Source organism: Pseudomonas sp. H1_A03 (assembly GCF_054685145.1).
The window spans coordinates 3,020,516-3,046,790 of record NZ_CP162829.1 but is presented as its reverse complement, the minus strand read 5'-3'; the positions used below and the strand labels follow the sequence as shown (position 1 = coordinate 3,046,790).

At 60.7% G+C, this 26,275-nt stretch carries 20 protein-coding genes and 1 pseudogene; 6 read left to right on the top strand and 15 right to left on the bottom strand.

What is annotated here, in order from left to right; genetic code table 11:
- Positions 1 to 7: 7 nt before the first annotated feature.
- From rpsA to mtnA, 8 genes are all read right to left on the bottom strand, one after another.
- Positions 8 to 1,699, bottom strand: coding sequence for a 30S ribosomal protein S1 (rpsA, locus tag AB4O35_RS14030; RefSeq protein ID WP_012722933.1), 1,692 nt, complete (start codon positions 1,697 to 1,699; stop codon positions 8 to 10).
- Positions 1,700 to 1,818: 119 nt separating this feature from the next.
- Positions 1,819 to 2,508, bottom strand: a complete 690-nt coding sequence (gene cmk, locus AB4O35_RS14025) for a (d)CMP kinase (RefSeq protein WP_012722932.1) — start codon at positions 2,506 to 2,508, stop codon at positions 1,819 to 1,821.
- Positions 2,505 to 4,715, bottom strand: a complete 2,211-nt coding sequence (locus AB4O35_RS14020; protein WP_065945756.1) for a bifunctional prephenate dehydrogenase/3-phosphoshikimate 1-carboxyvinyltransferase — start codon at positions 4,713 to 4,715, stop codon at positions 2,505 to 2,507. Before AB4O35_RS14020 ends, cmk begins: the two co-directional genes overlap by 4 nt.
- Before the next feature lie 28 nt (positions 4,716 to 4,743).
- The gene (hisC, locus tag AB4O35_RS14015) at positions 4,744 to 5,856 is read right to left on the bottom strand and encodes a histidinol-phosphate transaminase (RefSeq protein WP_065945686.1); all 1,113 of its coding nucleotides are present in this window, start codon (positions 5,854 to 5,856) and stop codon (positions 4,744 to 4,746) included.
- 9 nt (positions 5,857 to 5,865) lie between these two features.
- Entirely contained in the window at positions 5,866 to 6,960 is a 1,095-nt protein-coding gene (pheA, locus tag AB4O35_RS14010) for a prephenate dehydratase (protein WP_053132458.1), read from the bottom strand.
- Positions 6,960 to 8,045, bottom strand: coding sequence for a 3-phosphoserine/phosphohydroxythreonine transaminase (gene serC / locus AB4O35_RS14005; protein WP_065874929.1), 1,086 nt, complete (start codon positions 8,043 to 8,045; stop codon positions 6,960 to 6,962). Before serC ends, pheA begins: the two co-directional genes overlap by 1 nt.
- Before the next feature lie 231 nt (positions 8,046 to 8,276).
- On the bottom strand, positions 8,277 to 10,946 hold the full coding sequence (gene gyrA / locus AB4O35_RS14000) for a DNA gyrase subunit A (protein WP_065874927.1): 2,670 nt from the start codon (positions 10,944 to 10,946) through the stop codon (positions 8,277 to 8,279).
- A 424-nt stretch (positions 10,947 to 11,370) separates the two neighbouring features.
- A complete protein-coding gene (gene mtnA / locus AB4O35_RS13995) occupies positions 11,371 to 12,441 on the bottom strand; it encodes an S-methyl-5-thioribose-1-phosphate isomerase (protein WP_065945687.1) in 1,071 nt (356 codons plus the stop codon).
- Between the two features lie 108 nt (positions 12,442 to 12,549).
- Here mtnA and AB4O35_RS13990 point away from each other — a divergent pair, with 108 nt between their 5' ends.
- The 4 genes from AB4O35_RS13990 (at position 12,550) to AB4O35_RS13975 (ending at position 16,263) form a co-directional block, all read left to right on the top strand.
- Positions 12,550 to 13,881 (top strand): TRZ/ATZ family hydrolase, encoded by a 1,332-nt coding sequence (locus tag AB4O35_RS13990; protein ID WP_065945688.1) that lies wholly within the window; start codon positions 12,550 to 12,552, stop codon positions 13,879 to 13,881.
- 64 nt (positions 13,882 to 13,945) lie between these two features.
- Positions 13,946 to 14,644, top strand: coding sequence for a bifunctional 2-polyprenyl-6-hydroxyphenol methylase/3-demethylubiquinol 3-O-methyltransferase UbiG (gene ubiG / locus AB4O35_RS13985; protein ID WP_017734479.1), 699 nt, complete (start codon positions 13,946 to 13,948; stop codon positions 14,642 to 14,644).
- Positions 14,645 to 14,648: 4 nt separating this feature from the next.
- Positions 14,649 to 15,320 carry an N-acetylmuramic acid 6-phosphate phosphatase MupP gene (mupP, locus tag AB4O35_RS13980; RefSeq protein WP_065945689.1) on the top strand — a complete coding sequence of 224 codons (672 nt, stop codon included), beginning with the start codon at positions 14,649 to 14,651 and terminating at the stop codon, positions 15,318 to 15,320.
- A gap of 202 nt (positions 15,321 to 15,522) precedes the next feature.
- A complete protein-coding gene (locus AB4O35_RS13975) occupies positions 15,523 to 16,263 on the top strand; it encodes a YciK family oxidoreductase (protein WP_065874920.1) in 741 nt (246 codons plus the stop codon).
- 136 nt (positions 16,264 to 16,399) lie between these two features.
- Here AB4O35_RS13975 and AB4O35_RS13970 read toward each other — a convergent pair whose 3' ends face one another.
- The 6 genes and pseudogenes from AB4O35_RS13970 to AB4O35_RS13945 all read right to left on the bottom strand — a co-directional run bounded on the left by AB4O35_RS13970 (position 16,400) and on the right by AB4O35_RS13945 (position 22,561).
- Positions 16,400 to 17,914 (bottom strand): ABC transporter substrate-binding protein, encoded by a 1,515-nt coding sequence (locus AB4O35_RS13970; RefSeq protein WP_065882329.1) that lies wholly within the window; start codon positions 17,912 to 17,914, stop codon positions 16,400 to 16,402.
- A gap of 35 nt (positions 17,915 to 17,949) precedes the next feature.
- Entirely contained in the window at positions 17,950 to 18,921 is a 972-nt protein-coding gene (locus tag AB4O35_RS13965) for an ABC transporter ATP-binding protein (protein ID WP_065945690.1), read from the bottom strand.
- Positions 18,918 to 19,872: pseudogene (locus AB4O35_RS13960) on the bottom strand (ABC transporter ATP-binding protein). The gene AB4O35_RS13965 and the pseudogene AB4O35_RS13960 overlap by 4 nt, the downstream one beginning before the upstream one ends.
- The gene (locus tag AB4O35_RS13955) at positions 19,869 to 20,726 is read right to left on the bottom strand and encodes an ABC transporter permease (RefSeq protein WP_065945692.1); all 858 of its coding nucleotides are present in this window, start codon (positions 20,724 to 20,726) and stop codon (positions 19,869 to 19,871) included. Before AB4O35_RS13955 ends, AB4O35_RS13960 begins: the two are co-directional and overlap by 4 nt.
- Entirely contained in the window at positions 20,723 to 21,670 is a 948-nt protein-coding gene (locus AB4O35_RS13950; protein WP_065874912.1) for an ABC transporter permease, read from the bottom strand. Before AB4O35_RS13950 ends, AB4O35_RS13955 begins: the two co-directional genes overlap by 4 nt.
- A gap of 3 nt (positions 21,671 to 21,673) precedes the next feature.
- Positions 21,674 to 22,561, bottom strand: coding sequence for a proline iminopeptidase-family hydrolase (locus tag AB4O35_RS13945; RefSeq protein ID WP_065945693.1), 888 nt, complete (start codon positions 22,559 to 22,561; stop codon positions 21,674 to 21,676).
- Positions 22,562 to 22,745: 184 nt separating this feature from the next.
- On the opposite strand from AB4O35_RS13945, the gene AB4O35_RS13940 reads away from it, so the two are divergent.
- Positions 22,746 to 23,510: a LuxR family transcriptional regulator gene (locus AB4O35_RS13940; protein WP_065889502.1), complete on the top strand. Its 765-nt coding sequence runs from the start codon at positions 22,746 to 22,748 to the stop codon at positions 23,508 to 23,510.
- A gap of 91 nt (positions 23,511 to 23,601) precedes the next feature.
- Positions 23,602 to 24,534 carry a proline iminopeptidase-family hydrolase gene (locus AB4O35_RS13935; protein ID WP_065882322.1) on the top strand — a complete coding sequence of 311 codons (933 nt, stop codon included), beginning with the start codon at positions 23,602 to 23,604 and terminating at the stop codon, positions 24,532 to 24,534.
- Between the two features lie 95 nt (positions 24,535 to 24,629).
- On the opposite strand, the gene AB4O35_RS13930 is transcribed toward AB4O35_RS13935, so the two are convergent.
- Entirely contained in the window at positions 24,630 to 26,132 is a 1,503-nt protein-coding gene (locus tag AB4O35_RS13930; protein ID WP_065874905.1) for a nucleobase:cation symporter-2 family protein, read from the bottom strand.
- Between the last annotated feature and the right edge of the window lie 143 nt (positions 26,133 to 26,275).

Sequence of the window (26,275 nt, the reverse complement as noted above, 5' to 3'; positions counted from 1 at the left end):
ACAGAACTTAGTTCTGTTTTTCCATTTGTGCACGCAACAGGTCGCCCAGAGTGGTAGGACCAGCAGCGATGCTATCCGACGGCTTGTCTTTCAAGCTTTGGATGGCTTCTTTCTCTTCAGCATCGTCTTTCGACTTGATGGAGAGCTGGATTACACGGCTCTTGCGGTCAACGCTGATGATCTTGGCTTCTACTTCCTGGCCTTCTTTCAGAACGTTACGCGCGTCTTCAACGCGGTCACGGCTGATTTCGGAGGCTTTCAGAGTCGCTTCGATATCGTCGGCCAGAGTGATGATGGCGCCTTTAGCGTCAACTTCTTTCACGATGCCTTTAACGATTGCGCCTTTGTCGTTGTCCTGAACGTATTCAGAGAACGGGTCGCTTTCCAGTTGCTTGATGCCCAGGGAGATGCGCTCGCGCTCTGGGTCAACCGACAGGATAACGGTGTCCAGCTCGTCGCCCTTCTTGAAACGACGAACAGCTTCTTCGCCCACTTCGTTCCAGGAGATGTCGGACAGGTGAACCAGGCCGTCGATGCCGCCGTCCAGACCAATGAAGATACCGAAATCGGTGATCGACTTGATGGTGCCGGAGATTTTATCGCCCTTGTTGAACTGGCCAGAGAAATCTTCCCATGGGTTAGATTTGCACTGCTTGATGCCCAGGGAGATACGACGACGCTCTTCGTCGATGTCCAGAACCATAACTTCCACTTCGTCGCCGACTTGTACGACTTTCGAAGGGTGGATGTTTTTGTTGGTCCAGTCCATTTCGGAAACGTGTACCAGGCCTTCAACGCCTTCTTCCAGCTCAGCGAAGCAGCCGTAGTCAGTCAGGTTGGTAACACGCGCGGTGACGCGAGTGCTTTCTGGGTAACGGGCTTTGATAGCGACCCATGGATCTTCACCCAGTTGCTTCAGGCCCAGGGAAACACGGTTGCGTTCGCGATCGTATTTCAGAACCTTGACATCGATCTCGTCGCCAACGTTGACGATTTCGGAAGGATGCTTGATACGCTTCCAAGCCATGTCGGTAATGTGCAGCAAGCCATCGACGCCACCCAGATCGACGAATGCGCCGTAATCGGTGAGGTTCTTGACGATACCTTTGACTTGTTGGCCTTCCTGCAGGGATTCCAGCAGAGCTTCACGCTCGGCGGAGTTCTCTGCTTCCAGGACGCTGCGACGGGAAACGACAACGTTGTTGCGCTTCTGGTCGAGCTTGATGACCTTGAATTCGAGTTCTTTGCCTTCCAGGTGCGTGGTGTCGCGCACTGGACGAACGTCGACCAAAGAACCTGGCAGGAACGCACGGATGCCGTTAACGTCGACAGTGAAGCCGCCTTTAACCTTACCGTTGATAACGCCCTTGACCACTTCTTCAGCTGCGAAGGCTGCTTCGAGAACAATCCAGCATTCAGCGCGCTTGGCTTTTTCACGGGACAGCTTGGTTTCACCGAAACCGTCTTCAACCGAGTCCAGAGCAACGTGAACTTCGTCACCGACATTGATTGTCAGATCGCCAGCATCGTTGTAGAACTGTTCCAGCGGGATCAGAGCTTCAGACTTCAGACCAGCGTGAACGGTTACCCAGCGAGCTTGGTAATCGATATCAACGATAACACCGGTGATGATGGAGCCTGCCTGAAGGTTCAGGGTTTTTAGGCTTTCTTCAAAGAGTTCCGCAAAGCTTTCGCTCATTTTAATTCCTGTTGATAAGGGCGAAGAATACGCCCATCTCCACACCCCAGACGGTGTGGGTCAGTTTCAATTAAAAGAAGCACCACAGGACTATGACTGGTCCCCTGCGGCCTTCTTGGTCACCCGGCGATATCGCGAATGGCGATCTCGCTCATGATGCGTTCCAGCACCTGCTCGATGGACAACTCCGTGGAATCCAGCTGTATCGCATCAGCCGCCGGCTTTAGCGGGGCTACTGCGCGCTGGGTATCACGCTCATCGCGTGCACGGATCTCATCTAGCAGACTCGACAGACTAACACCATCGACTTTGCCCTTCAACTGCAAGTAACGGCGGCGAGCCCGCTCCTCGGCGCTGGCGGTCAGGAAAATCTTCAGCGGCGCCTCTGGGAACACCACGGTGCCCATGTCGCGGCCATCGGCCACCAGGCCCGGCGGCTCCTGAAACGCCCGCTGACGCTGCAGCAAAGCGTCACGCACGGCCGGCAGCGCGGCGACCTGGGACGCCCAGGAGCCGACTTGTTCGTTACGCAGATCATCGGTCACATCGTCCCCTTCGAGGATGATGCGCTGGGGATGACCTTCCGTCGCGCCGACGAACTGCACATCCAAATGTGCGGCCAGCAGCTTCAGGGATTCTTCGTTGGTCAGGTCGACGCCGTGGTTGCGAGCGGCAAACGCCAGCAAGCGGTACAGCGCGCCGGAATCCAGCAGGCACCAACCCAGGCGCTTGGCCAGGATGCCGGCGATCGTGCCTTTGCCCGAACCGCTTGGCCCGTCGATGGTAATCACCGGTGCTTTGATATTCACAATTGAGCCTCTTGGGCAACACGGATGCCGACTTGGGCACACAGTGTAAGAAAATTCGGAAAAGACGTAGCAACATTGGCGCAGTCACGGATACGAATCGGCGCCGCCGCCCGGAGGGAAGCCACACTGAACGCCATGGCAATCCGGTGATCGCCATGGGCATGCACTTCACCACCCCCCATCAGGCCACCGTCAATGATAATCCCATCGGGGGTCGGTTCACACTTCACCCCCAGCGCCAGCAGACCGTCGGCCATCACCTGGATACGGTCAGATTCCTTCACGCGCAGCTCCTCAGCCCCGCGCAACACCGTACGACCCTCGGCACAGGCTGCCGCGACGAACAGCACCGGAAACTCATCAATTGCCAACGGCACCAGCGCTTCGGGAATCTCGATCCCCTTCAGTGCCGCTGCGCGCACCCGCAAGTCCGCTACAGGTTCACCGCCGACTTCGCGCTGATTTTCCAGCGTGATATCTGCGCCCATCAGCCGCAGGATGTCGATCACCCCGGTACGCGTCGGATTGACACCGACATGCTCCAGCAACAACTCGGAACCCTCGGCAATCGACGCAGCCACCAGGAAGAACGCAGAAGAAGAGATATCCCCCGGTACTTCTATATGGGTAGCCGTCAACGCATGGCCCGACTCCACCGAAGCCGTCGCGCCCTGCACCGCCACCGGATAACCAAAGCCGCGCAACATACGTTCGGTGTGGTCACGGGTCGGTGCCGGCTCGGTCACGGCGGTCTTGCCCTCGGCATACAAACCAGCCAATAACAGGCAGGATTTGACCTGGGCGCTGGCCATCGGCATGTCATACGCCACGCCTTTCAACGACTGGCCACCACGAATGGTCAGCGGCGGACGCCCTTCCGGCCCGGTCTCGATCACCGCGCGCATTTCCCGCAGCGGCTTGGCCACGCGATTCATCGGGCGCTTGGACAGGGACGCGTCACCCGTCAGCACGCTGTCAAAGCTCTGCGCTGCCAGCAAGCCAGACAGCAGGCGCATGGAGGTGCCAGAGTTACCGAGGTAAATCGGCCCCGGCGCCGGTTTCAAGCCATGTAGACCCACGCCATGAATGGTCACACGCCCATGGTGCGGGCCTTCAATCACCACGCCCATGTCGCGAAACGCCTGCAAGGTCGCCAAGGCATCTTCGCCCTCGAGGAAACCCTCGACCTCAGTCACACCCTCAGCCAGCGAACCAAGCATGATCGACCGATGGGAGATCGACTTGTCGCCCGGCACCCGCATGCGCCCGCTCAAGCGGCCACCCGGATTGGCGAGAAAGGTCAGTTCATCAGCGCTCACAGCGGTTTCCATATAGGCCCGGCGCGCCAGGATCTTGCTGAAATGCTCACGCGCCACCCGTGCACGGGTGAACACGCCCAATAATTGATGGCCATCTCCCGCGTCGACCGCATCGCGCAAGGCGTCGAGGTCACTGCGGAAGGTGTCCAGGGTGCGCAACACCGCTTCGCGATTGGCAAGGAAGATGTCGTGCCACATCACCGGGTCGCTGCCGGCAATCCGCGTGAAATCACGGAAGCCACCGGCGGCGTAACGGAATATCTCGAGGTTCTCGTTGCGTTTGGCCAGCGAATCCACCAGGCCAAATGCCAACAAATGCGGCAAATGACTGGTCGCCGCCAGCACCTCGTCGTGACGCTCGACCTGCATGTGCTCGACATCCGCGCCCAGCTCACGCCACAGACGATCCACCACTGCCAGCGCAGCGGGGTCGGTCTGCTCCAGCGGTGTGAGGATGACTTTGTGACGACGGAACAGCTGCGCATTGGACGCCTCTACCCCGCTCTGCTCGGAACCGGCAATCGGATGGCCCGGCACGAACCGCGCAGGCATGCAGCCAAACGCCTGTTGCGCCGCACGCACCACATTGCCCTTGGCGCTGCCGACGTCCGTCAGGATCGCCTGGCCGAGGTCCATACCGGCCAACACGCTGAGCAATTTCTCCATGGCCAGGATTGGCACCGCGAGCTGGATCACGTCAGCGCCACGGCACGCAAGCGCCAGGTCCGCTTCACAGCGATCCACCACCCCCAACTCCACCGCCAACTTACGCGATTGCGGGTCCAGGTCCACGCCAACCACTTCGCCACATAGCCCGCTTTCACGCAGGCCTTTGGCGAAGGAGCCGCCGATCAAGCCCAGACCGACCACCACCAGGCGACCGATCATAGGCACAGCAGGTTGCAATGCAGTGACATCAACCACGGGCCAGGACCTTGGCCAGCGCTTCCAGGAAGCGGCTGTTTTCAGCTGGCAAACCGATGGTGATGCGCAGGTGGTTCGGCATGCCGTAGTTGGCCACCGGACGCACGATCACGCCTTCGCGCAGCAGACCCTGGAACACCGGGGCGGCCACTTGGCCGAGGTCGACGCAGATGAAGTTGCCCTTGGACGGAATCCAGCCCAGGCCCATCTCACGGAAGCCTTCCTGCAATTGCAGCATGCCGCTTTCGTTGACGCGACGGCTCTCTTCCAGGTACTCGGTATCCTTCACCGCCGCACAGGCCGCCGCCAGCGCGAGGCTGTTGACGTTGAAGGGTTGGCGTACGCGGTTCAGCACATCGGCAACCACCGCACTGGACAAACCGTAGCCAACCCGCAGCGACGCCAGGCCATAGGCCTTGGAGAACGTGCGCGAGACCAGCAGGTTTGGGTAGGCCGCCAGGAAGTCCAGGCCGTCCGGCAGGTCGCTGCCCTCGGCATACTCGATGTACGCCTCGTCCAGCACCACCAGCACGTGTTCCGGTACGTCTTGCAGGAAGTCGTTCAGCGCCTGGGCGTCGAACCAGGTACCGGTCGGGTTGTTCGGGTTGGCGATAAACACCACGCGGGTTTGTGCATCGATGGCCGCCAGCATGGCCGGCAGATCGTGGCCCCAGTCCTTCGCAGGAATGATGCGTGCATCCGCACCGACAGCCTGGGTGACAATTGGATACACCGCGAACGCGTGCTCGCTGAACACCGCATTCAGGCCAGGCGCCAGGTAGGCACGGCCGACCAGCTCGAGAATGTCGTTGGAACCGTTGCCCAGCGTCACTTGGTTCAGCTCGACGCCGCACTTCTGCGCCAGCAGCGACTTTAGAGCAAAGCCATTGCCGTCGGGATAGCGCGTCAGCTCCGCCAGCTCTTCACGAATCGCCGCGAGCACTTTAGGGCTCGGGCCCAGCGGATTCTCGTTACTCGCCAATTTGACGATCTTGGAAGGATCCAGATTCAACTCACGCGCCAACTCGTCCACAGGCTTACCCGGAACGTAAGGCGACAGTTGTTGCACGCCCGGCTGAGCCAGGGCGAGAAAGTTGTCACTCATGTTAACGCCTCACAAAACCGCTTTCGGGTAAGAGCCCAGCACCTTGAGTGCCACGGCTTCCTGACTGATTTTCTCGAGCACACCCTTGACCAGTGGGTCGCGGTGATGGCCGATGAAGTCGATAAAGAACACGTAAGTCCATTTACCGCTGCGCGAAGGACGAGTCTCGATGCGCGTCAGGTCAATCCCGTTGTCGTGGAACGGCACCAGCAGCTCATGCAGCGCGCCGGGCTTGTTGCTCATGGAGACGATGATCGAGGTCTTGTCGTCGCCGGTCGGCGGCACTTCCTGGCTGCCGATCATCAGGAAACGCGTGGAGTTGTCCGGGCGATCCTCGATTTTCTCGGCCAGGCGCGTCAGGCCATACAGGCCCGCCGCCATATCACCGGCGATGGCCGCCGAGTTCCACTCACCCTTGACCCGCTTGGCGGCTTCGGCGTTGCTGGACACCGCCACGCGCTCGACATTCGGGTAATGCGCGTCCAGCCACTTGCGGCACTGCGCCAGGGACTGGGCGTGAGAATAGATGCGGCTGATACTGTCGGTCTTGGTGCTCTCGCCCACCAGCAGATGGTGGTGGATACGCAGCTCGACTTCGCCGCAGATCACCATGTCGTGCTCGAGGAAGCTGTCCAGGGTGTGGTTGACCGCGCCTTCGGTGGAGTTTTCCACCGGGACCACGCCAAAATTCACCGCACCGGCCGCCACTTCACGGAACACTTCGTCGATCGCCGCCATCGGCTTGCTGATCACTGCGTGGCCGAAGTGCTTCATGGCCGCCGCTTGCGTGAAGGTGCCTTCCGGGCCGAGGTACGCCACTTTCAGCGGCTGCTCCAGCGCCAGGCACGACGACATGATTTCGCGGAACAACCGCGCCATCTCTTCGTTGCCCAGCGGGCCCTTGTTACGTTCCATCACGCGCTTGAGCACCTGGGCTTCACGCTCAGGCCGGTAGAACACCGGCACTTCGCCTTCTGCCAGGGACGCCATCTTCACCCGTGCCACTTCCTGGGCGCACCGCGCGCGCTCACTGATCAGCTCCAGGACTTTCTCGTCCAGGCTGTCAATGCGTACACGCAGGGCCTTGAGTTCTTGCTCAGACATTAGCCGTGTTCCTTTTCGAACTCTGCCATGTAGGCAACCAGCGCGTTGATAGCGTGGATGTCGACAGCGTTGTAGATGGAGGCGCGCATGCCACCGACCGAACGGTGACCCTTGAGGTTCAGCAGGCCGCGCGCGTCGGCACCGGCCAGGAACGGTTTGTCCAGACGGTCGTCCGCCAGGCGGAACGGCACGTTCATCCACGAGCGATCAGTGAGGTTGATCGGGTTGCTGTAGAGGCCGCTGGCGTCGATGAAGTCGTACAGGGTGCGCTTCTTCTCTTCGTTGCGCTTGCCCATGGCAGCCACACCGCCCTGCTCTTTCAGCCATTCGAAAACCAGGCCGGACAGGTACCAAGCGAACGCTGGCGGGGTGTTGTACATCGAGCCATTATCCGCCGCGACCTTGTAGTTGAGCATGGTCGGGCACAGCGAGCGGGCACGGCCGAGCAGGTCTTCGCGGATGATGTTGACCAGGATGCCGCTCGGGCCGATGTTCTTCTGCGCGCCGGCGTAGATCATGCCGTACTTGGACACATCGATCGGGCGCGAGAGGATGTCCGAAGACATGTCGCACACCAGCGGCACGTCGCCCACTTCCGGCACCCAGTCGAATTCCAGGCCGCCGATGGTTTCGTTCGCTACGTAGTGCACGTAGGCCGCGTCCTTCGACAGCTTCCACTCGTTCTGGCCGGGAATCGCGAAGTAGTCGTACGGCTTGGCGGTGCCCGCCACGTTGACGTGACCGTAACGCGAGGCCTCTTCAATCGCCTTCTGGCCCCAGATACCGGTGTCGATATAGTCGGCCGTGCCGTCTTCCGGCAGCAGGTTCAGCGGGATCTGGGCGAACTGCTGGCTGGCGCCGCCTTGCAGGAACAGCACTTTGTAGTCGGAAGGGATGTCCAGCAAGTCGCGCAGGTCCTGCTCGGCCTTGGTGGCGATGGACACAAACTCATCGCTGCGATGGCTCATTTCCATCACGGAGAGGCCTTTTCCATGCCAGTCGAGGAGTTCACCCTGCGCACGCTGCAGGACTGCTTCAGGAAGCGCCGCGGGACCGGCACAGAAGTTATAGGCTCTCTTGCTCACATCCAATCTCACTCTGATCTGGTGGTAGTCACGCAAACATATCAGGCGACACCCGATCCAATGTGGGAGCGGGCTTGCTCGCGAAAGCAATCTAACAGCCGACATTTGTAGTGAATGTCAGTCCGCCTTCGCGAGCAAGCCCGCTCCCACAAGGAATCTGCTTGGGTATCAACATTTCCATCCGGACAAACAACAAGGGGGCGAATCTTCATCCGCCCCCTGTGTGTCCGCTTATTCCTGCGGTTCTTCTTCGTCTGCGGCTGCATCGAGGGTTGGCTCGTCGACGTTGTCATCGCCGGCTGCAATCACCTCGCCATCGAAGCCTTCACCTTCAAGCTCGTCGCCCTCCAGCTCTTCGCCTTCAACTTCCGACGGTTCCTGGACACGCTCCAGGCCGACCAGTTTTTCGTCCTTGGCCAGCTTGATCAGGGTCACGCCCTGGGTGTTACGACCCAGGCTCGAGACTTCAGCCACGCGGGTACGTACCAGGGTGCCCTGGTCGGAAATCAGCATGATTTCCTCGCCATCGAGCACCTGGACTGCGCCGACCAGACGGCCGTTGCGGTCGTTGCTGACCATGGCAATCACACCTTGGCCGCCACGCTTGTACTCCGGGAACTCGCTGATAGCGGTACGCTTGCCATACCCACGCTCGGAAGCGGTGAGGATCTGGCTGCCTTCTTCCGGGATCAGCATCGAAATCAGCTTCTGCCCTTCTGGCAGACGCATGCCGCGCACACCGCGGGCGGTACGGCCCATGGCGCGAACGTCGGATTCCTTGAAGCGCGTTACTTTACCGCCGTCGGAGAACAGCATGACTTCACGCTCGCCATCGGTGATGGCAGCCGAAATCAGTACGTCGCCTTCGTCCAGCTCCAGGGCGATCAGGCCCACGCTGCGTTGACGGCTGAAGGATTCCAGCGGGGTCTTCTTCACGGTGCCCTTGGCGGTGGCCATGAAGATGAAGTGACCTTCGGTGTATTCCTCGACCGGCAGCATGGTGGTGATGTATTCATCACTGTCCAGCGGCAGCAGGTTGACCAGTGGGCGACCACGGGCGGCGCGGGAGGCTTCCGGAATTTCGTAGGTTTTCAGCCAGTACACTTTGCCTTTGCTGGAGAACAGCAACAGCGTGGTGTGGCTATTGGCGACCAGCAGGTGAGCGATGTAGTCCTCATCCTTGACGCCGGTAGCCGACTTACCTTTACCACCACGACGCTGGGCCTGGTACGCAGCCAATGGCTGGGTCTTGGCGTAGCCACCGTGGGAGATGGTCACGACGCGCTCTTCTTCCGGGATCATGTCACCCAGGGTCAGGTCGAGGCGTGCATCGAGGATCTCGGTGCGACGCACATCACCGTATTCGGCGCGTATCACTTCCAGTTCTTCGCGGATCACTTCCATCAGGCGCACAGCGCTGTTGAGGATGCGGATCAGCTCGCCGATCTGGTTGAGAATCTCCTGGTACTCGGCCAGCAGCTTCTCGTGCTCAAGACCGGTCAGGCGGTGCAGGCGCAATTCCAGGATGGCCTGGGCCTGTTCCGGCGACAGGAAATACTTGCCGTCGCGCAGACCGTATTGCGGGTCCAGGGTCTCTGGGCGGCAGGAGTCGGCGCCAGCGCGCTCAACCATCGCCACTACGGCGCTGGATTCCCACGGCATCTTGATCAGTGCTTCTTTAGCTTCAGACGGGGTCGGCGAGGCTTTGATCAGGGCGATGACCGGGTCGATGTTCGACAGCGCTACCGCCTGGCCTTCCAGGATGTGGCCGCGCTCGCGGGCCTTGCGCAGTTCGAACACGGTACGGCGGGTAACGACTTCGCGGCGGTGACGGACAAAAGCTTCCAGCAGATCCTTGAGGTTCAGGATGCGCGGGCGGCCGTCGATCAGTGCAACCACGTTGATACCAAACACGCTTTGCAGCTGGGTCTGGGCGTAAAGGTTGTTGAGGATCACCTCAGGCACTTCGCCACGACGCAGCTCGATCACTACGCGCATACCGTCTTTGTCGGACTCGTCGCGCAGTTCGGTGATGCCTTCAAGCTTCTTCTCTTTGACCAGCTCGGCGATCTTCTCGATCAGACGCGCCTTGTTCAGCTGGTACGGGAGTTCGGTGATGACGATCTGCTGGCGACCACCGACTTTGTCGATGTCTTCGATCATTGAGCGGGCGCGCATGTAAATGCGGCCGCGACCGGTGCGGTAGGCTTCGATGATGCCGGCGCGACCGTTGATGATCGCGGCGGTCGGGAAGTCCGGGCCGGGGATGTATTGCATCAGCTCATCGACGGTCAGCTCAGGGTTGTCGATAAGCGCCAGGCAACCGTCGATGACTTCACCGAGGTTGTGCGGCGGGATGTTGGTGGCCATGCCCACGGCAATACCGCTGGAGCCGTTGACCAGCAGGTTGGGAATACGGGTTGGCATGACCGCCGGGATCATTTCGGTGCCGTCGTAGTTCGGCACCCAGTCCACGGTTTCTTTGTGCAGGTCAGCCAGCAGCTCGTGCGCCAGCTTGGTCATGCGCACTTCGGTGTATCGCATGGCCGCGGCGTTGTCGCCGTCGACCGAACCGAAGTTACCCTGGCCGTCTACCAGCAGGTAGCGCAGGGAAAACGGCTGGGCCATCCGAACGATGGTGTCGTACACCGCAGTGTCGCCGTGAGGGTGATACTTACCGATCACGTCACCGACAACACGGGCAGATTTCTTGTACGGCTTGTTCCAGTCGTTACCCAGCTCGCTCATCGCGAACAGCACACGCCGGTGCACGGGCTTCAAGCCATCGCGCGCATCAGGCAGTGCCCGACCGACAATTACGCTCATCGCGTAGTCGAGGTAGGACTGTTTCAGCTCGTCTTCGATATTGACCGGGAGGATTTCTTTGGCCAGTTCGCCCATGAGAAGCCTGATTCCTTTTTCGGGTGAAACCTCGTCACATCCATATGGGACGAACGAAGCTCGCCGCTGCCGGCAGAGTGCCTGACAACGACTTACGACAAATCAACGAGTTATGACACGGATCTGCACGTTATAGGCTACCCCTTGGGGCAGCCCTGGAAACCGCCGGATGTTATCACAATCGCCGCCACGCACCTATCCCCCTGATGCGCATGGAGCATAGTAAGTTGACGGATGACAGGCTTGAGAGGGACGAGAGGGGCTCAGAAGTGGGGTGGTGCTATTTTTTGAGGGTATATCCGAGCGTTTTATTGACTTACAGGCCCATTCGCGAGCAAGCCCGCTCCCACATTTTGAATGTGTTCACAAGTCAAATGTGGGAGCGGGCTTGCTCGCGAGGGCGATCGGGTAGGCGCCAAGGCTTCTAATGCAGGCGCTTACGGCACATCAACTTGGCCAATTTGGCTGTATCCGGCCGCTCGACTACGCCTTTCTCCGTGACGATCACATCGATCAAATCAGCCGGTGTGACATCGAATACCGGGTTCAACGCAGCAACCTCAAGGCGCTGCCCCATCACCTCCAGCAACTCCGCGGCATCGCGCTCTTCCAGCGCAACGTCATCGCCAGTGGCCATCATCATGTCCAGCGTCGAACTCGGTGCCACCACCATGAAACGCACACCGTGGTGCATCGCACACACGGCCAGCTGGTAGGTGCCGATCTTGCCGATCACATCACCATTGGCGGCAATGCAGTCGGCACCGACGATCACCCAGGTCACGCCTTTGGTCTTCAGGATATGCGCACCGGCCGAGTCGGCATTCACCGTCACCGGGATGCCCTCGCCCGCCAGCTCCCACGCGGTCAGCCGCGAACCTTGCAGCCAGGGCCGGGTTTCATTGGCGTAGACCTGTTCGACCATGCCCTCCAGGTAGGCCGCGCGAATCACGCCGAGCGCGGTACCTACACCGCCGGTCGCCAGGGCGCCAGCGTTGCCATGGGTGAGGATTGCCTGGGCATTGCCCTGGTGCTTGCGGATCAGTTCGACGCCCAGTTGGGCCATGGTCAGGTTGGCTTCGCGGTCGCTCTCATGGATCGCAATCGCTTCGGCTTCCAGCACCGCCAGCGGATCGGCGTGCTTCTTGACGCGGTCCAGACGGTCGCGCATGCGCTTCAGTGCCCAGAACAGATTCGACGCGGTCGGTCGGGTATCGGCTAACAATGCGTAGTCTTCTTCCCAGGCTGCCTGCCAGTCACCGCCTTCGGCGATCCGATCGCGGGCCGCCAGCACCAAGCCATACGCGGCACTGATACCAATGGCCGGCGCACCACGTACCACCATCGAACGAATGGCTGCAGCCACCTCATCGACCGTAACGCAGGCCACCCAGCTTTCCCGGGACGGCAAGGCACGCTGGTCGAGCAGGTACAGCGCGCCATCACGCCAATCGATGGCCTTCACTTTCTCCGCTGCCAACAGTCGATCGCGCATCCCTTACTCCGCACTCATAAACAAAGCCGCCGATTATAGCGATCCGCCAGCCAGGACGCTCGGGTATACTTCGCCCTTCTTTTATAGCTGCCTGGGAAGAAGCCTGCGATGACCGCCACTGCCGCCCCGCTCGACTTGTTGTTGCTGCCAACCTGGCTGGTACCTGTCGAACCTGCCGGCGTGGTGCTCAAGGAACATGGCCTGGGCATCCGCGATGGGCGCATTGCCTTTATCGGGCCACGGGCCGCGGCCTTGAAGCTTTCGGCCAACGAAGTGCGCGAACTGCCGGGCATGCTGCTCAGCCCCGGCCTGATCAATGCCCACGGGCACGCGGCGATGAGCCTGTTTCGCGGCTTGGCCGACGATTTGCCACTGATGACCTGGCTGGAAAAACACATCTGGCCCGCCGAAGCCAAGTGGGTCGATGAAGCCTTCGTACGTGATGGCACCGAGCTGGCCATCGCAGAACAGCTCAAAGGTGGCATCACCTGCTTTTCCGACATGTACTTCTACCCCAAGGTCGCCAGTGACTGCGTGCACAACAGCGGCATGCGCGCGCAGATCGCGATCCCGATCCTCGACTTCCCGATCCCCGGCGCCAGCACCGCCGATGAAGCGATCCGCCAGGGTGTCGAGCTGTTCGGCGACCTCAAGCACCACCCGCGCATCAAAATCACCTTCGGCCCGCACGCGCCCTACACGGTGTGCGACGACAACCTGGAAAAAATCCGGGTAATCGCCGAGGAGCTGGATGCCGCGATCCATATGCATGTTCACGAAACCGCCTTTGAAGTGCAGCAAGCGGTCGAGCAGACCGGCGAGCGCCCACTGGCACGCCTGGGTCGACTCGGCCTGCTGGGCCCGCGCTTCCAGGCCGTTCATATGACCCAAATCAGCGAGGACGACTTGGCTTTGCTGGTAGAAAGCAACACCAGCATCATCCATTGCCCGGAGTCGAACCTGAAACTGGCCAGCGGCTTTTGCCCGGTGGAGCGGTTGTGGCAGGCTGGCGTCAATGTGGCCATCGGCACCGATGGCGCCGCCAGCAACAATGACCTCGACCTGCTGGGCGAAACCCGCACCGCCGCGATGCTGGCCAAGGCCGTCGCCGGTTCAGCTACCGCGCTGGATGCCCACCGCGCCCTGCGCATGGCGACGCTCAATGGCGCGCGGGCCATGGGCCTGGAAAACGAGATTGGCTCACTGGAAGTGGGCAAAGCGGCGGATATGGTCGCCTTCGATCTGTCGGGGCTGGCGCAACAACCGATCTACGATCCTGTCTCACAGCTTATATATGCCACCGGACGCGATTGTGTGAAACACCTTTGGGTCGCCGGCAAGCAGTTGCTCGACGACCGGCAATTGACCCGCATGGATGAACAACAGTTGACCGCCACGGCCATTGCCTGGGGCCAACGCATCAGCGGGCACAGCGAATAACGCCGGTTTTGAACCCTGACGTTCAGAAACGGCCAACCGTTTTATCAGATTTAGAGGATTCACCATGAGCAACGTCGACCACGCCGAAATCGCCAAATTCGAAGCCCTGGCTCACCGCTGGTGGGACCGCGAGAGCGAGTTCAAGCCCCTGCACGACATCAACCCGCTGCGCGTCAACTGGATTGACGAGCGCGTCAACCTGGCCGGCAAGAAGGTTCTGGATGTCGGTTGCGGCGGCGGCATCCTCAGCGAAGCCATGGCGCAGCGCGGCGCGACCGTGATGGGCATCGACATGGGCGAAGCGCCATTGGCCGTCGCCCAACTGCACCAGTTGGAATCCGGCGTTAACGTCGAATACCGCCAGATCACCGCCGAAGACCTGGCCGAAGAAATGCCCGAGCAGTTCGATGTGGTCACCTGCCTCGAGATGCTCGAGCACGTGCCGGACCCGTCCTCGGTGATCCGCGCCTGCTTCCGTATGGTCAAGCCGGGCGGCCAGGTGTTTTTCTCCACCATCAACCGCAACCCCAAGGCCTACCTGTTCGCGATCATCGGCGCGGAATACATCATGAAGCTGCTGCCGCGCGGCACCCATGACTTCAAGAAATTCATCCGCCCGTCCGAGCTGGGCGCCTGGAGCCGCCAGGCCGGGCTGACCGTCAAGGACATCATTGGCCTGACCTACAACCCGCTGACCAAGCACTACAAGCTGGCCAGCGACGTGGACGTCAACTACATGATCCAGACCCTGCGCGAGGAGTAAGCCTGTGAAGTTGCGAGCGGTTCTCTTCGATATGGACGGTACCTTGCTGGACACCGCGCCGGACTTCATCGCCATCTGCCAGGCCATGCGCGCCGATCGCGGCCTGGCGCCGATCAACGACCAGCACATCCGCGATGAAATCTCCGGCGGTGCGCGGGCGATGGTCGCCGTGACCTTTTCGATGGACCCGGAATCCCCAGGTTTTGAAGCATTGCGCTTGGAGTTCCTGGAGCGCTACGTCAAGGGCTGCGCGGTCCATAGCAAACTGTTCGATGGCATGGCCGAGTTGCTCGAAGACATCGAGAAGGCCCATTTGATCTGGGGCGTGGTCACCAACAAGCCGCTGCGGTTTGCCGAACCGATCATGCAGCAACTGGGCCTGGCCGAGCGTTCGGCGCTGCTGATCTGCCCGGACCATGTGAAACACAGCAAGCCGGACCCGGAGCCAATGATCCTGGCGTGCAAGATGCTCGGCCTGGACCCGGCCAGCGTGTTGTTCGTGGGCGATGACCTGCGCGATATCGAATCCGGCCGTGATGCCGGCACCCGCACGGCGGCGGTCACTTACGGCTACATCCACCCGGACGACAACCCGCGCCATTGGGGCGCCGATGTCGTGGTGGATCACCCACTGGAGCTGCGCAAGGTGCTGGATAACGCGCTGTGCAGTTGCTGATTGTTTGCCGCCCCCGCTGACCAGTGAAGATCCAAATGTGGGAGCGGGCTTGCTCGCGAAGGCGATGTTTCATTCAACACATTTATTGACTGACCCTCCGCCTTCGCGAGCAAGTCGAAGCGTCGAACCGCCGCTCCCACAGGGATCTCCACTGTTCTCAAGCGTGGTGTTTGTAACCTGCTGAATTCTGTCGAGGCTATTTATGTTTGATTACTCCGCACGTCCAGACCTGCTCAAAGGCCGCATCATCCTGGTGACCGGCGCCGGTCGCGGGATTGGCGCGGCAGCGGCAAAAACCTATGCCGCCCATGGCGCCACTGTGCTGTTGCTGGGCAAGACCGAAGCCAATCTGGCCCAGGTGTATGACGAAATCGAAGCCGCAGGCCACCCGCAACCGGTGGTGATTCCGTTCAACCTGGAAACCGCCCTGCCCCATCAATACGATGAGCTGGCCGCGATGATCGAGAAAGAATTCGGCCACCTCGACGGCCTGCTGCACAACGCGTCGATCATCGGCCCACGCACGCCGATCGAGCAGTTGTCCGGTGAGAATTTCATGCGCGTGATGCACGTGAACGTCAACGCGATGTTCATGCTGACCAGCACCCTACTGCCGCTGCTCAAGCTGTCCCAGGATGCGTCGGTGGTGTTCACCTCCAGCAGCGTCGGGCGCAAAGGCCGGGCGTATTGGGGGGCTTACGGTGTGTCGAAGTTTGCCACTGAGGGCCTGATGCAGACCTTGGCCGACGAGCTCGAAGACGTGGCGGCGGTACGCGCTAACAGCATCAACCCGGGCGGTACCCGCACCAGCATGCGGGCCCAGGCGTATCCGGGGGAAAACCCGATGGAACGGCCCGCGCCGGAAGAGATCATGCCGGTGTATTTGTACCTGATGGGGCCGGACAGCACCGGGATCAGTGGGCAGGCGTTTGACGCGCAATAACAGGCATGCAGCAGAACTAAATGTGGGAGCGGGCTTGCTCGCGAAGGCGGTGTGTCAGTCAACAGATTCATTGGCTGATCCACTGCCTTCGCGAGCAAGCCCGCTCCCACATTTGATGTGTGTTGTCTTGGAAATATTAGTTTTTCACCACTTCCTCAAGCGTGAAACGCCCCAACGGGTTTTGCAGGAAGTTGCTCACATTCTTGCGTGAGATGTTGATGTACGGGCTGTAGTACAAGTCGATCCAGTTCACGTCCTGTTTCGCCAGTTTCTGCAATTCCACATACATCTGCTCACGCTTGGCCGGGTCGGCCTCGATCCGCGCGGCTGCCACCAAATCCTTGACCTTGTCATTCTTGTAACGGGTCATGTAGTTCTGGTTGGTGTCGTGCCCCAGTACGAAGGTGGTCTTCTGGTCCGGGTCGAGGATGTCGTTGGTCCAGTACATCACCGAAATGTCGTATTCACCGTCCACCAGCATCTGCCAGCTTTGGGTCGGGTCGACCTTTTGCAGGTTAGCGGTCACGCCGACCTTGGCCAACTGGTCCTTGATGATCACCGCAATCTGCTCGTCGGCTTCGTTGCCGGCGTTGACCACGTAGTTGAGCTTCAAGTCCTTGGCACCTGCAGCCTCCAGCAGTTTCTTGGCGGCCGTCGGGTCATACGGGCGTTGCAGGTTGTTGGCGTAGTGGAACAGCGAACCTTTCGGGATGTAGGAATAGGCCACAGTGCCTTGACCGTAAGTGGCGGTTTTCACCAGCGATTGTTTATCGATGGCCATGTCCAGCGCCTCGCGTACTTCCTGCTTGGCCAGCAGGCCGTGAGCGTGGTTGATCAACAGGTGATCTTCGCGGGTGGACGGGTCGGAGTGGATCACCACGTTCTTGTCTTTCTTCAGCTCTTCAACGCGGGAGAACGGTACGAAGATCGCCGTGTCCAGCTCGTTGTTTTGCACCATGCGCATACGCGTGTTGTCGTCGGTGACGGAGACCCACTCCACGCCATCCAGGCTGACGTTCTTGGCCTGCCAGAAGTTCGGGTTCTTTTTCAGGATGACGCGATCACCCTTGCGCCACTCGTCTACGGTAAACGCGCCGGAGGTCACCGGGTTTTCCGAGTAGGCGTCTTCGCCCATTTTGGTCATGGCTTTTTCCGACAGGATCGACACCGTCGGCGACGCCAATTGCGAGAGAAAAGCTACAGCCGGCGTCTTGAGGGTGACCACCAGGGTTTTCGGGTCGGCCGCCTTGGCGGTGTTGATCAAGTTGAACGGATCAGCCCACAGCGAGGCTTTGTTGTCGCGGATACGCAACAGGCTGAACGCCGCATCCTCAGCGGTGATCGGCGAGCCATCCGAGAACTTCGCGTCGCGCAGTTTGAAGGTGTAGGTCAGGCCATCCTTGGAGATGTCCCAGCTTTCTGCCAGCCCCGGCTCCATCTTGGTGCCCAGGTTGTCGACGCGTACCAGGGTGTCGTAGACGTTGGCGAATACCCACGTGTCGCGGTTTTGCGCGCTTTTGATCGGGTCGAACGTGGTGCTGTCCTCACGGCAGCCGATGGTCAGGACGCCGGCGGCGTGTGCCAACCCAGCAGTCAGGGACCAAGCGGTCAACGTAGCGGCGGCGAGCAACTTCAAGTGGCGCGTTTGCATATCACAACTCCTTGTTAATGAATGGCAGGTAAGGGTCAAAGCAAAGGTTCTTCAAGCACGCAACTGTATCGATGCTCGTGCAGGAAATGCGTGGGCGGCAACACCTCGGAACACATGGATCGGGCGTGCCGGCAACGCGGGTGAAAGGCGCAACCGGTAGGCAAATTCAGCGGGCTGGGTGGCTCACCCGGCAAGGGCTCCGTAGGCAACGGCCGATGCGGATCAATCTCTGGAATCGCCTGGATCAAGGCCGCCGTGTAAGGATGCCGTGGCGACGTGAAGACCGCTTCCACCGGCCCTTCCTCGACGATCTTGCCCAGGTACATCACCGCCACGCGGTCGCACAGGCGCCGCACGATGGCCAGGTCATGGGCGATAAACAGGATCGCCAGGTTCATACGCTGCTGCAGTTCCAGCAGCAGGTTGATGATCTGGCCCTGGATCGACACATCCAGCGCCGCCACGCATTCATCGGCGATGATCAGCCGTGGCTCTACCGCCAATGCCCGGGCAATGCCGACGCGCTGGCATTGGCCGCCACTGAGGGAGCCGGGTTTGCGGCTGGCGAGTTCGGGGCGCAGCCCGACCAGGTCGAGCAGCTCGTTGACGCGAGCGGGGATCTGATCCGGCGCCACCTTGCGCTGCACGCGCAACACTTCGGCGATGGTGTCACCGATGGTGTGGCGTGGATTCAGTGCGGCGTATGGGTCCTGGAAGATCATCGCGGTTTCATGGCGCAGGCGAGTGATATCGATGGCGCTGCCGTGGGCCATGTCGATGCCATCAAACAACACCTGCCCGGCGCTGATCGGGTTGAGGTGCAAAACCGCCCGGCCCAAGGTGCTTTTGCCGCTGCCGGACTCGCCGACCAACCCGAGGGTTTCACCCGCCGCCAGGTCCAGCGACACGCCGTTCACCGCCCTCACCCACTGCTTGTTCAGGCCGAACAAACCCGTGCCGGACGCGGCAAACTTCACCTCAAGGTCCTTGATCTGCAACAGGCTCATGGGTGCGCTCCCAAAGGGTAATGACAGGCGACTCGCGCGCCCTCCGGCAGCAATTCGGTGCACAAGGCGCCGACCTGCGGGCAACGCGGGTTGAACCGGCAGCCGGCGGGCAAGGCGTCCAGCAAGGGCGGCTGCCCGGGAATCGTGCGCAGCAAGGCGTGGCCGCTGCTGTGGGCGGGCTGGCAGTCGATCAGGCCAGCGGTGTACGGGTGTTGCGGATGCGCCAACAGCTCGTATTTGCTGCCGTGTTCGCACAGGCGCCCGGCGTACATCACGGCGATGGCGTCGCAGGTTTGCGCAACCACGCCAAGGTCGTGGGTAATCATGATGATCGCCAGACCGCGTTTATCACGCAGTTCCAGCAGCAACCGCAGGATTTGCGCCTGCACCGTCACATCGAGGGCCGTGGTCGGCTCGTCGGCGATCAGCACTTTAGGGTTACAGCCCAGGGCCACCGCGATCATCGCGCGCTGGCGCATGCCGCCGGAAAACTCGTGGGGGTAGTTGTCGACCCGCGCTTGGGGATCGGGGATTCCAACCTGGCGCAACACCTCGATGGCTTGCAGCCGCGCGTCTTTTTGACGCACCTTGGTGCAGGCGAATGCCCTCTGCAATCTGCTCGCCGATACGCATCAGCGGGTCGAGGTGGCTGCTGGGGTTCTGGAAGATCATGCCCAGTTGACCGCCGCGCACGGCACGCATGCCAGCGTCATCGAGTTGCAGCAGATCCTGGCCGGCTAACCGAACCGTGCCGCCTTGCACGCGCAGCGCAGGCGACGGCAACAGGCGCATCAGCCCGCGACACGCCATGGTCTTGCCTGAGCCACTCTCCCCGACCAGGCCGAGGATTTCACCTTCAGCCAGGTCGAAGGACACCCGGTCGACCAGGGTCACATCACGCCCGGTATTGTTGGCAATCACGCTGAGGTCGCGTACTTGCAGCAGGCTCATGAGCGATCCCCCAGCACTTGCGCCACGCCATCAGCCAGCAAGCTGAAGCCCATGGCCAGCGTCACGATGGCCAGCCCCGGAAAGGTGCAAATCCACCAGGCAGTCGTGATAAAGGCTTGCCCCTCGGCCACCATCGTGCCCCATTCGGCGGTCGGCGGTTGCACGCCCAGGCCCAGGTAGCTCACAGCGGCGCCATTGAGCAGCACCAGCACCGCGTCAGACATGGAAAACACAATCGAGCCGAACATCGCATTCGGCAGCAGATGCCGGAACAGAATCCGCCCATGGCCAAAGCCCAGGCTCTTGGCGGCCAGGGCGAAGTCGCTTTCCTTGAGCACCAGGATCTGCGAACGGATCAGCCGCGCGTAAGACACCCAGCCCACCAGCGCCATGGCGATATAGAAACTCTTCAAGCCGGGCCCGAGAATGGCCATGATCGCCAGCATCAGCACCAGGAACGGAAACGCCAGGATCACATCGATCACGCGCATGCAGAAGCTGTCGAAACGCCCACCGATATAGCCTGAAACCGCGCCGACAAAGGTGCCGATCAGGAACGGAAAGATCACCCCGACGATCGCCAGTTGCAAGTCGATGCGAGCGCCCCAGATCACCCTCGACAGAATGTCTCGACCATAGTTGTCCGTGCCGAAGGGATGGGCAAGGCTTGGGCCGAGCAGGCTGAAATCCGTGTTTTGCGCAATCGGGTCATAAGGCGCGATCCACGGCGCAAACAACGCCAGCGCCAACCACAGCAGCAGAATCAGCAGGCCCCACGCAGCGGTCAGCCGGCCGTTGCGAAAACCAAACCGCAGACGCAAACGCCATGGGGCAATCAAGGGGCGAGTGCTCATTGCATCTTCACCCGAGGGTCGAGGGCGACAGTGGCCACGTCAGCCAGGAAGTTGACCACCACGGTCGCGCACGCCAGCACCATGGCCACGCCCTGCACGACCATGTAGTCGCGCGTGAAGATGCCGCGCACCAGCAACTGGCCGATGCCGGGAATGGCGAACAGGCTTTCGATCACCACCGTGCCGCTGATCAACCAGCCGATATTCACCGCCAGCAGGTTAACGGCCGGTACCAGGGAATTGGGCAGCACATGGCGGCGAAACACCGCGGCTTCCGACACCCCGCGCGCCCGGGCGGCGGTAACGTGGTCGGCTTGCAACTCCATCAACATGCTCGCCCGCAGGTTGCGCACCAGCACCGCCGACAGGGCCAGGGCGATCGTCAGGCACGGCAGAACCATGTGGTGCGCCTTGTCCAGCCAGGTCCGCCCGTAACCCGACACCGGAAACAGCCCCCACTGCACACTCAGCAACAAGATCAACATCAAGCCCAGCCAGAACGCCGGCATGCCCAGGCCAACCGTAGTGAACACGCGAATCAGGTTATCCGCCCAGCCACCTTTGTTACGCGCGGCCACGGTGGCCAGCGGCACCGCGATCAGCAGCGCCAGCACCACGCTGCCGAGCACCAGCACCAGCGTGGGCTCGATGCGCGTGACGATCAGCTTGAGCGCGTCGACCTTGTACAGCAGCGATTGGCCGAGGTCGCCCTTGAGCAGGTTTTTCAGGAAGTAGAAATATTGCAGCCACAAAGGCTGGTCGAGGCCGAACTGGGCGCGGATTTTCAGCAACGCGTCGGGCGTGCTGCGCGAACCCAGCAGCGCGCGCGCCGGGTCGCCGGGGATCGAGCGCACCAGCACAAAGGTGATCAGGCTGATGCCAAACAGCACCGGCAGCAATTGCAGCGGCCGGGACAGCACAAAACGATAACGCGCCAGGTTCATCCGTCAGCCTCGGTGACGTGCGAGGAAGTCCAGCAACACCGGGAAATACGCCTGGGGTTCCTCATAAAAGGGCATATGGCTGCTGTTGGGAAATACGTGCAATTCGGCGTGTTTGGCCGCCATCTTCATGCGCAGGGCGCAGGCCGGGGTGAGTTCGTCGTGCTGGCCGGTGGTGATCAGCATGGGCATCTTGAACGCGGCCATCTCAGGGATGCGGTTCCAGTCCTTGAGGTTGCCGATGTAGAGGAATTCGTTGGGGCCCTGCATGGTTTCGTAGGGGCCCATGTTCCAGTCGTCGAGGGATCGCTTGACCGGCGCGGGCCATTCGTCGAGACGGCACACGTGGCGATAGTTGAGCAAGGTGATCGCGGCCTGGTACTGCGGGTGGTCGAGGGTGCCCATGGCTTCATGGCGTTGCATCATGGCAACGGTTTCGCTGCCAAGGGCGCCGCGCAGGCGTTCCAGCTCTTGGGACAGGTGTGGAATGTCACCCACGGTGTTTTCGAGGATCAGGCTTTTCAGCACATCGGGGTAATGGATGGCGTATTCGATACCGAGCCAGCCGCCCCAGGAATGCCCGAGCAAATGCACGCGGCCCAGGCCCAGTGCCTGGCGCACGGTTTCGACTTCTTCGACATAACGGCCGATTTCCCACAGCGAAACGTCGGTCGGTCTGGCTGATGCGCCCGTGCCAAGCTGGTCGAATGCAACCACTCGCAGGTTATGGTCTTTGAGCCAGCCATGGGCGTCGCGCAAGTAGTCACACGGCAGGCCGGGCCCGCCGTTGAGGCACAACAGCACCTCATCGCCTTCGCCGAAGCTGTAGACCACGAGGTCATGGCCGTCGACTTGCACGTTGTACTGCTGGTCGGGGGCAACTTCACGCCACATGCATACATTCCTTGTGTTGTGTCGGCCTGGCAGGTAGCGGCCGTTTATCAGGCCAACACTACCGAGGATGCCGCGCGTCCATAACCTAGCATTTCTTATAGGTTTGGGCCTGGCAGTCCTTCGCCGGGGCGTGGCATTCTACTTGCAGCAAGTCGAGATTCAAATGAATTCGGGAGCAGAACGGATGCTGGCCAAGCTGACTGCCTTAAATCACCGTCTGATGCCGGGCAGGAGCCTGGATGAGCAGATGGACAACACATTCATCCTCGCCCAGCAGTTGGGTTTCGATGCACTGGTGTATGACTACACCCCGGTGCCAATCGACCAGGATGGTGCATTGATCACCCCCTCGGTGCTCGAACTGCGCAATACCCCGCCGGGCTGGCATAGCTTGTGGTGCAGCGAAGGGTTCTACCAGATCGACCCGGTGCAACACCTGGCCCTGAGTACGGTGTCGCCGTTTGTTTGGTCCTACGACATCAAGGCCGATACCCCCCTGCAAAAGATCATCGATCCCTGCCACGCCCCCGTTTCATCCTATCTGCACGACCAACAACTGACCTGCGGCGTCAGCGTGCCCATTCACCTGCCCCGTGGCGGCTTCGCCTCGCTGACCGGCCTGCGTACCGGTAAAGCCGGCAACGTCCTGCAGGATGCGCAGCAGACCTTGTCGGATTTCAGCCTGATTTCCCACGCCCTGCAGGAAGCGGCCTACCCGCTGTTCAGTAAAGAGCTGCGCACTTACCCGCATATCCACCTGACCAAACGTGAACGCGAGTGCCTCAAATGGGCCGCCGACGGCCTGACCGCCGCTGAAATCGCCACGCAATTGAGCCGTTCACTGGCGGTGGTCACCCTGCATCTGGCCTCGGCAATGCACAAGTTGGGGGCCAAGAATCGCGTACAGGCGGTGGTGCGCGCCACCCATTACCGCCTGCTGGAAGACTGACCCCTCGGCAAAACCTAGCTGTTTTGCTAGTTACTTAAACTGCTTCCACGCTCTATCGTGTCCCTGATCATTTTTTCAGAGCAGGTACGAAATGGAATTCATCGAAAAAATCCGCGAAGGGTATGCGGCGTTTGGCGCCTACCAAACCTGGTTCCGCGTCACCGGTGACCTCTCCAGCGGGCGCACCCCACTGGTGGTTATCCACGGCGGCCCCGGATGCACCCATGATTATGTTGATGCGTTCAAGGACGTCGCCGCCAGCGGCCACGCCGTGATCCATTACGACCAACTGGGCAACGGCCGCTCCACCCACCTGCCCGAAAAAGATCCGTCTTTCTGGACCGTGGGCCTGTTCCTGGAAGAACTGAACAACCTGCTGGATCATCTGCAAATCAGCGATAACTACGCGATCCTCGGCCAGTCCTGGGGCGGCATGCTCGGCAGTGAACACGCAATGTTGCAGCCCAAAGGCTTGCGTGCGTTCATCCCGGCCAACTCGCCGACCTGCATGCGCACCTGGGTCAGCGAAGCCAACCGCCTGCGCAAATTGTTGCCCGAAGGCGTGCATGAAACCCTGCTCAAGCATGAGGCCGCCGGTACCTACCAGGACCCGGAATACCTCGCCGCCTCGCGGGTGTTCTATGACCATCACGTGTGCCGGGTCAACCCGTGGCCGGAAGAAGTGGCGCGCACGTTCGCCCAGGTCGACGCAGACCCGACGGTGTACCACGCGATGAGCGGACCGACCGAGTTCCACGTGATCGGCAGCTTGAAGGACTGGAAATCCATTGGCCGCCTGTCGGCGATCAATGTACCCACGCTGGTAATTTCCGGTCGGCATGACGAGGCCACGCCGTTGGTGGTCAAACCGTTCCTGGATGAGATTGCCGATGTGCGCTGGGCGCTGTTTGAAGACTCCAGCCACATGCCCCATGTGGAAGAACGCCAGGCGTGCATGGGGACCGTGGTGAAGTTTTTGGATGAGGTGTGTTCAGCGCAGTACAAAGAACTCAAAGCTGGCTAAATCAATGTGGGAGCTGGCTTGCCTGCGATGACGGCGGTGAATTCACCCTTGCTATCGCAGGCAAGCCAGCTCCCACACTGCCCCCCTGTTCGGCGTCAGACCTCGGTGGTTTCTGTCTTCGGCGCTTTCCTCGCCACATCCGCCACCAACGGAATCTCCTTGCCCTCGGCATCAAACAATTTGCCACCCCTGAAATAGTCCCCATCACGCAGTGATGACACATCTCGGGCGCTCAAACTGCGGTCTGTGCCTGCCACAAAGACCGACTGCTGGTCCGAGTTACCAGCGGTGAAGTGGTTGAACGCCAGGTTCAGCAGGATCGCCATGATCGCCGACGAGCTGATCCCCGAGTGAAAGATGGTCGCGAACCAGCTGGGGAATTGATCGTAAAAACTTGGCGCTGCGATGGGGATCATGCCAAAACCGATGGAGGTGGCAACAATGATCAGGTTCATGTTGTTGCGGTAGTCCACCTTGGACAAGGTGCGGATACCACTCGCCGCCACGGTACCGAACAACACAATCCCCGCCCCGCCCAGTACGGATGTCGGCACCGCCGCAATCACCCGCCCCATGAACGGCAACAAGCCGAGAATCACCAGAAACAGCCCGCCCGTGGCCACCACAAACCGGCTCTTCACCCCGGTAACCGCGACCAGGCCGACGTTCTGGGCGAAGGCGCTCTGGGTGAACGAACCAAAGATCGGCGCGAACATACTCGACAACATATCGGCGCGCAGGCCGTTGCCCAGGCGTTTGGAATCAACCTTGGTGTCAATGATCTCACCCACCGCCAGGATGTCCGCCGAGGTCTCGACCAAGGTCACCATCACCACGATACACATGGAGATGATCGCGGCCACATGGAAGGTAGGCATGCCGAAATGGAATGGCGCAGGGAAACCGAACATCGGCCCCTGGGTTACGCCAGAGAAGTCAGCCATGCCGAGGAACACCGCGATCACCGTGCCGATCACCATTGCCAGCAGGATCGACAAGCGTGAAATGGTTGCGCTGCCGATTTTGCTCAGCAGCAACACCAGCACCAGGGTCAATGCCGCCAGGCCGATATTGGGCATGCTGCCGAAATCCGCAGCGCGACTGTTGCCGCCCATGGCCCAGCGCGCCGCGACCGGCATCAGGGTCAGGCCGATGGTGGTGATCACAATGCCCGTGACCAACGGCGGGAAAAACTTGGTAATCCGCGAGAACACCGGGGTTATCAGCAACCCGATAAGCGACGCGGCCATCACCGCCCCGAGAATTGCCGGTATCCCGCCGGCGCCATCACTGCCGACAATCGCCACCATGGTCGCCACGCCAGCAAACGACACGCCTTGCACCAGCGGCAACTGACACCCAAAGAACGGCAGGCCCAGGGTCTGCAACAGCGTGGCCAGGCCACCGGCAAACAACGATGCGGCAATCAACAAGCCGATATCCGCCGGCGACAACCCGGCCGCCTGGCCAACGATCAACGGTACCGCGACGATGCCGCCGTACATGGTGAGTACATGTTGCAGGCCGTAAGCCATGTTGGCGGCGACGCCGAGATTCTCATCTTCTGGCCGCTGCGGTGACGCCTTCGGGTTAGTCATGGTGAGGGGTTCTCTGTTTTTGTTGTGCGGCCACTGTATGCAATGTACGGGCTGGATGTCCATAGAGTTGTATACAATCATTCAGACAAGTTACCCTCCCTCGGCGTTACAAAAACAATTCGGCCGTGATGAGCCAGAACGCC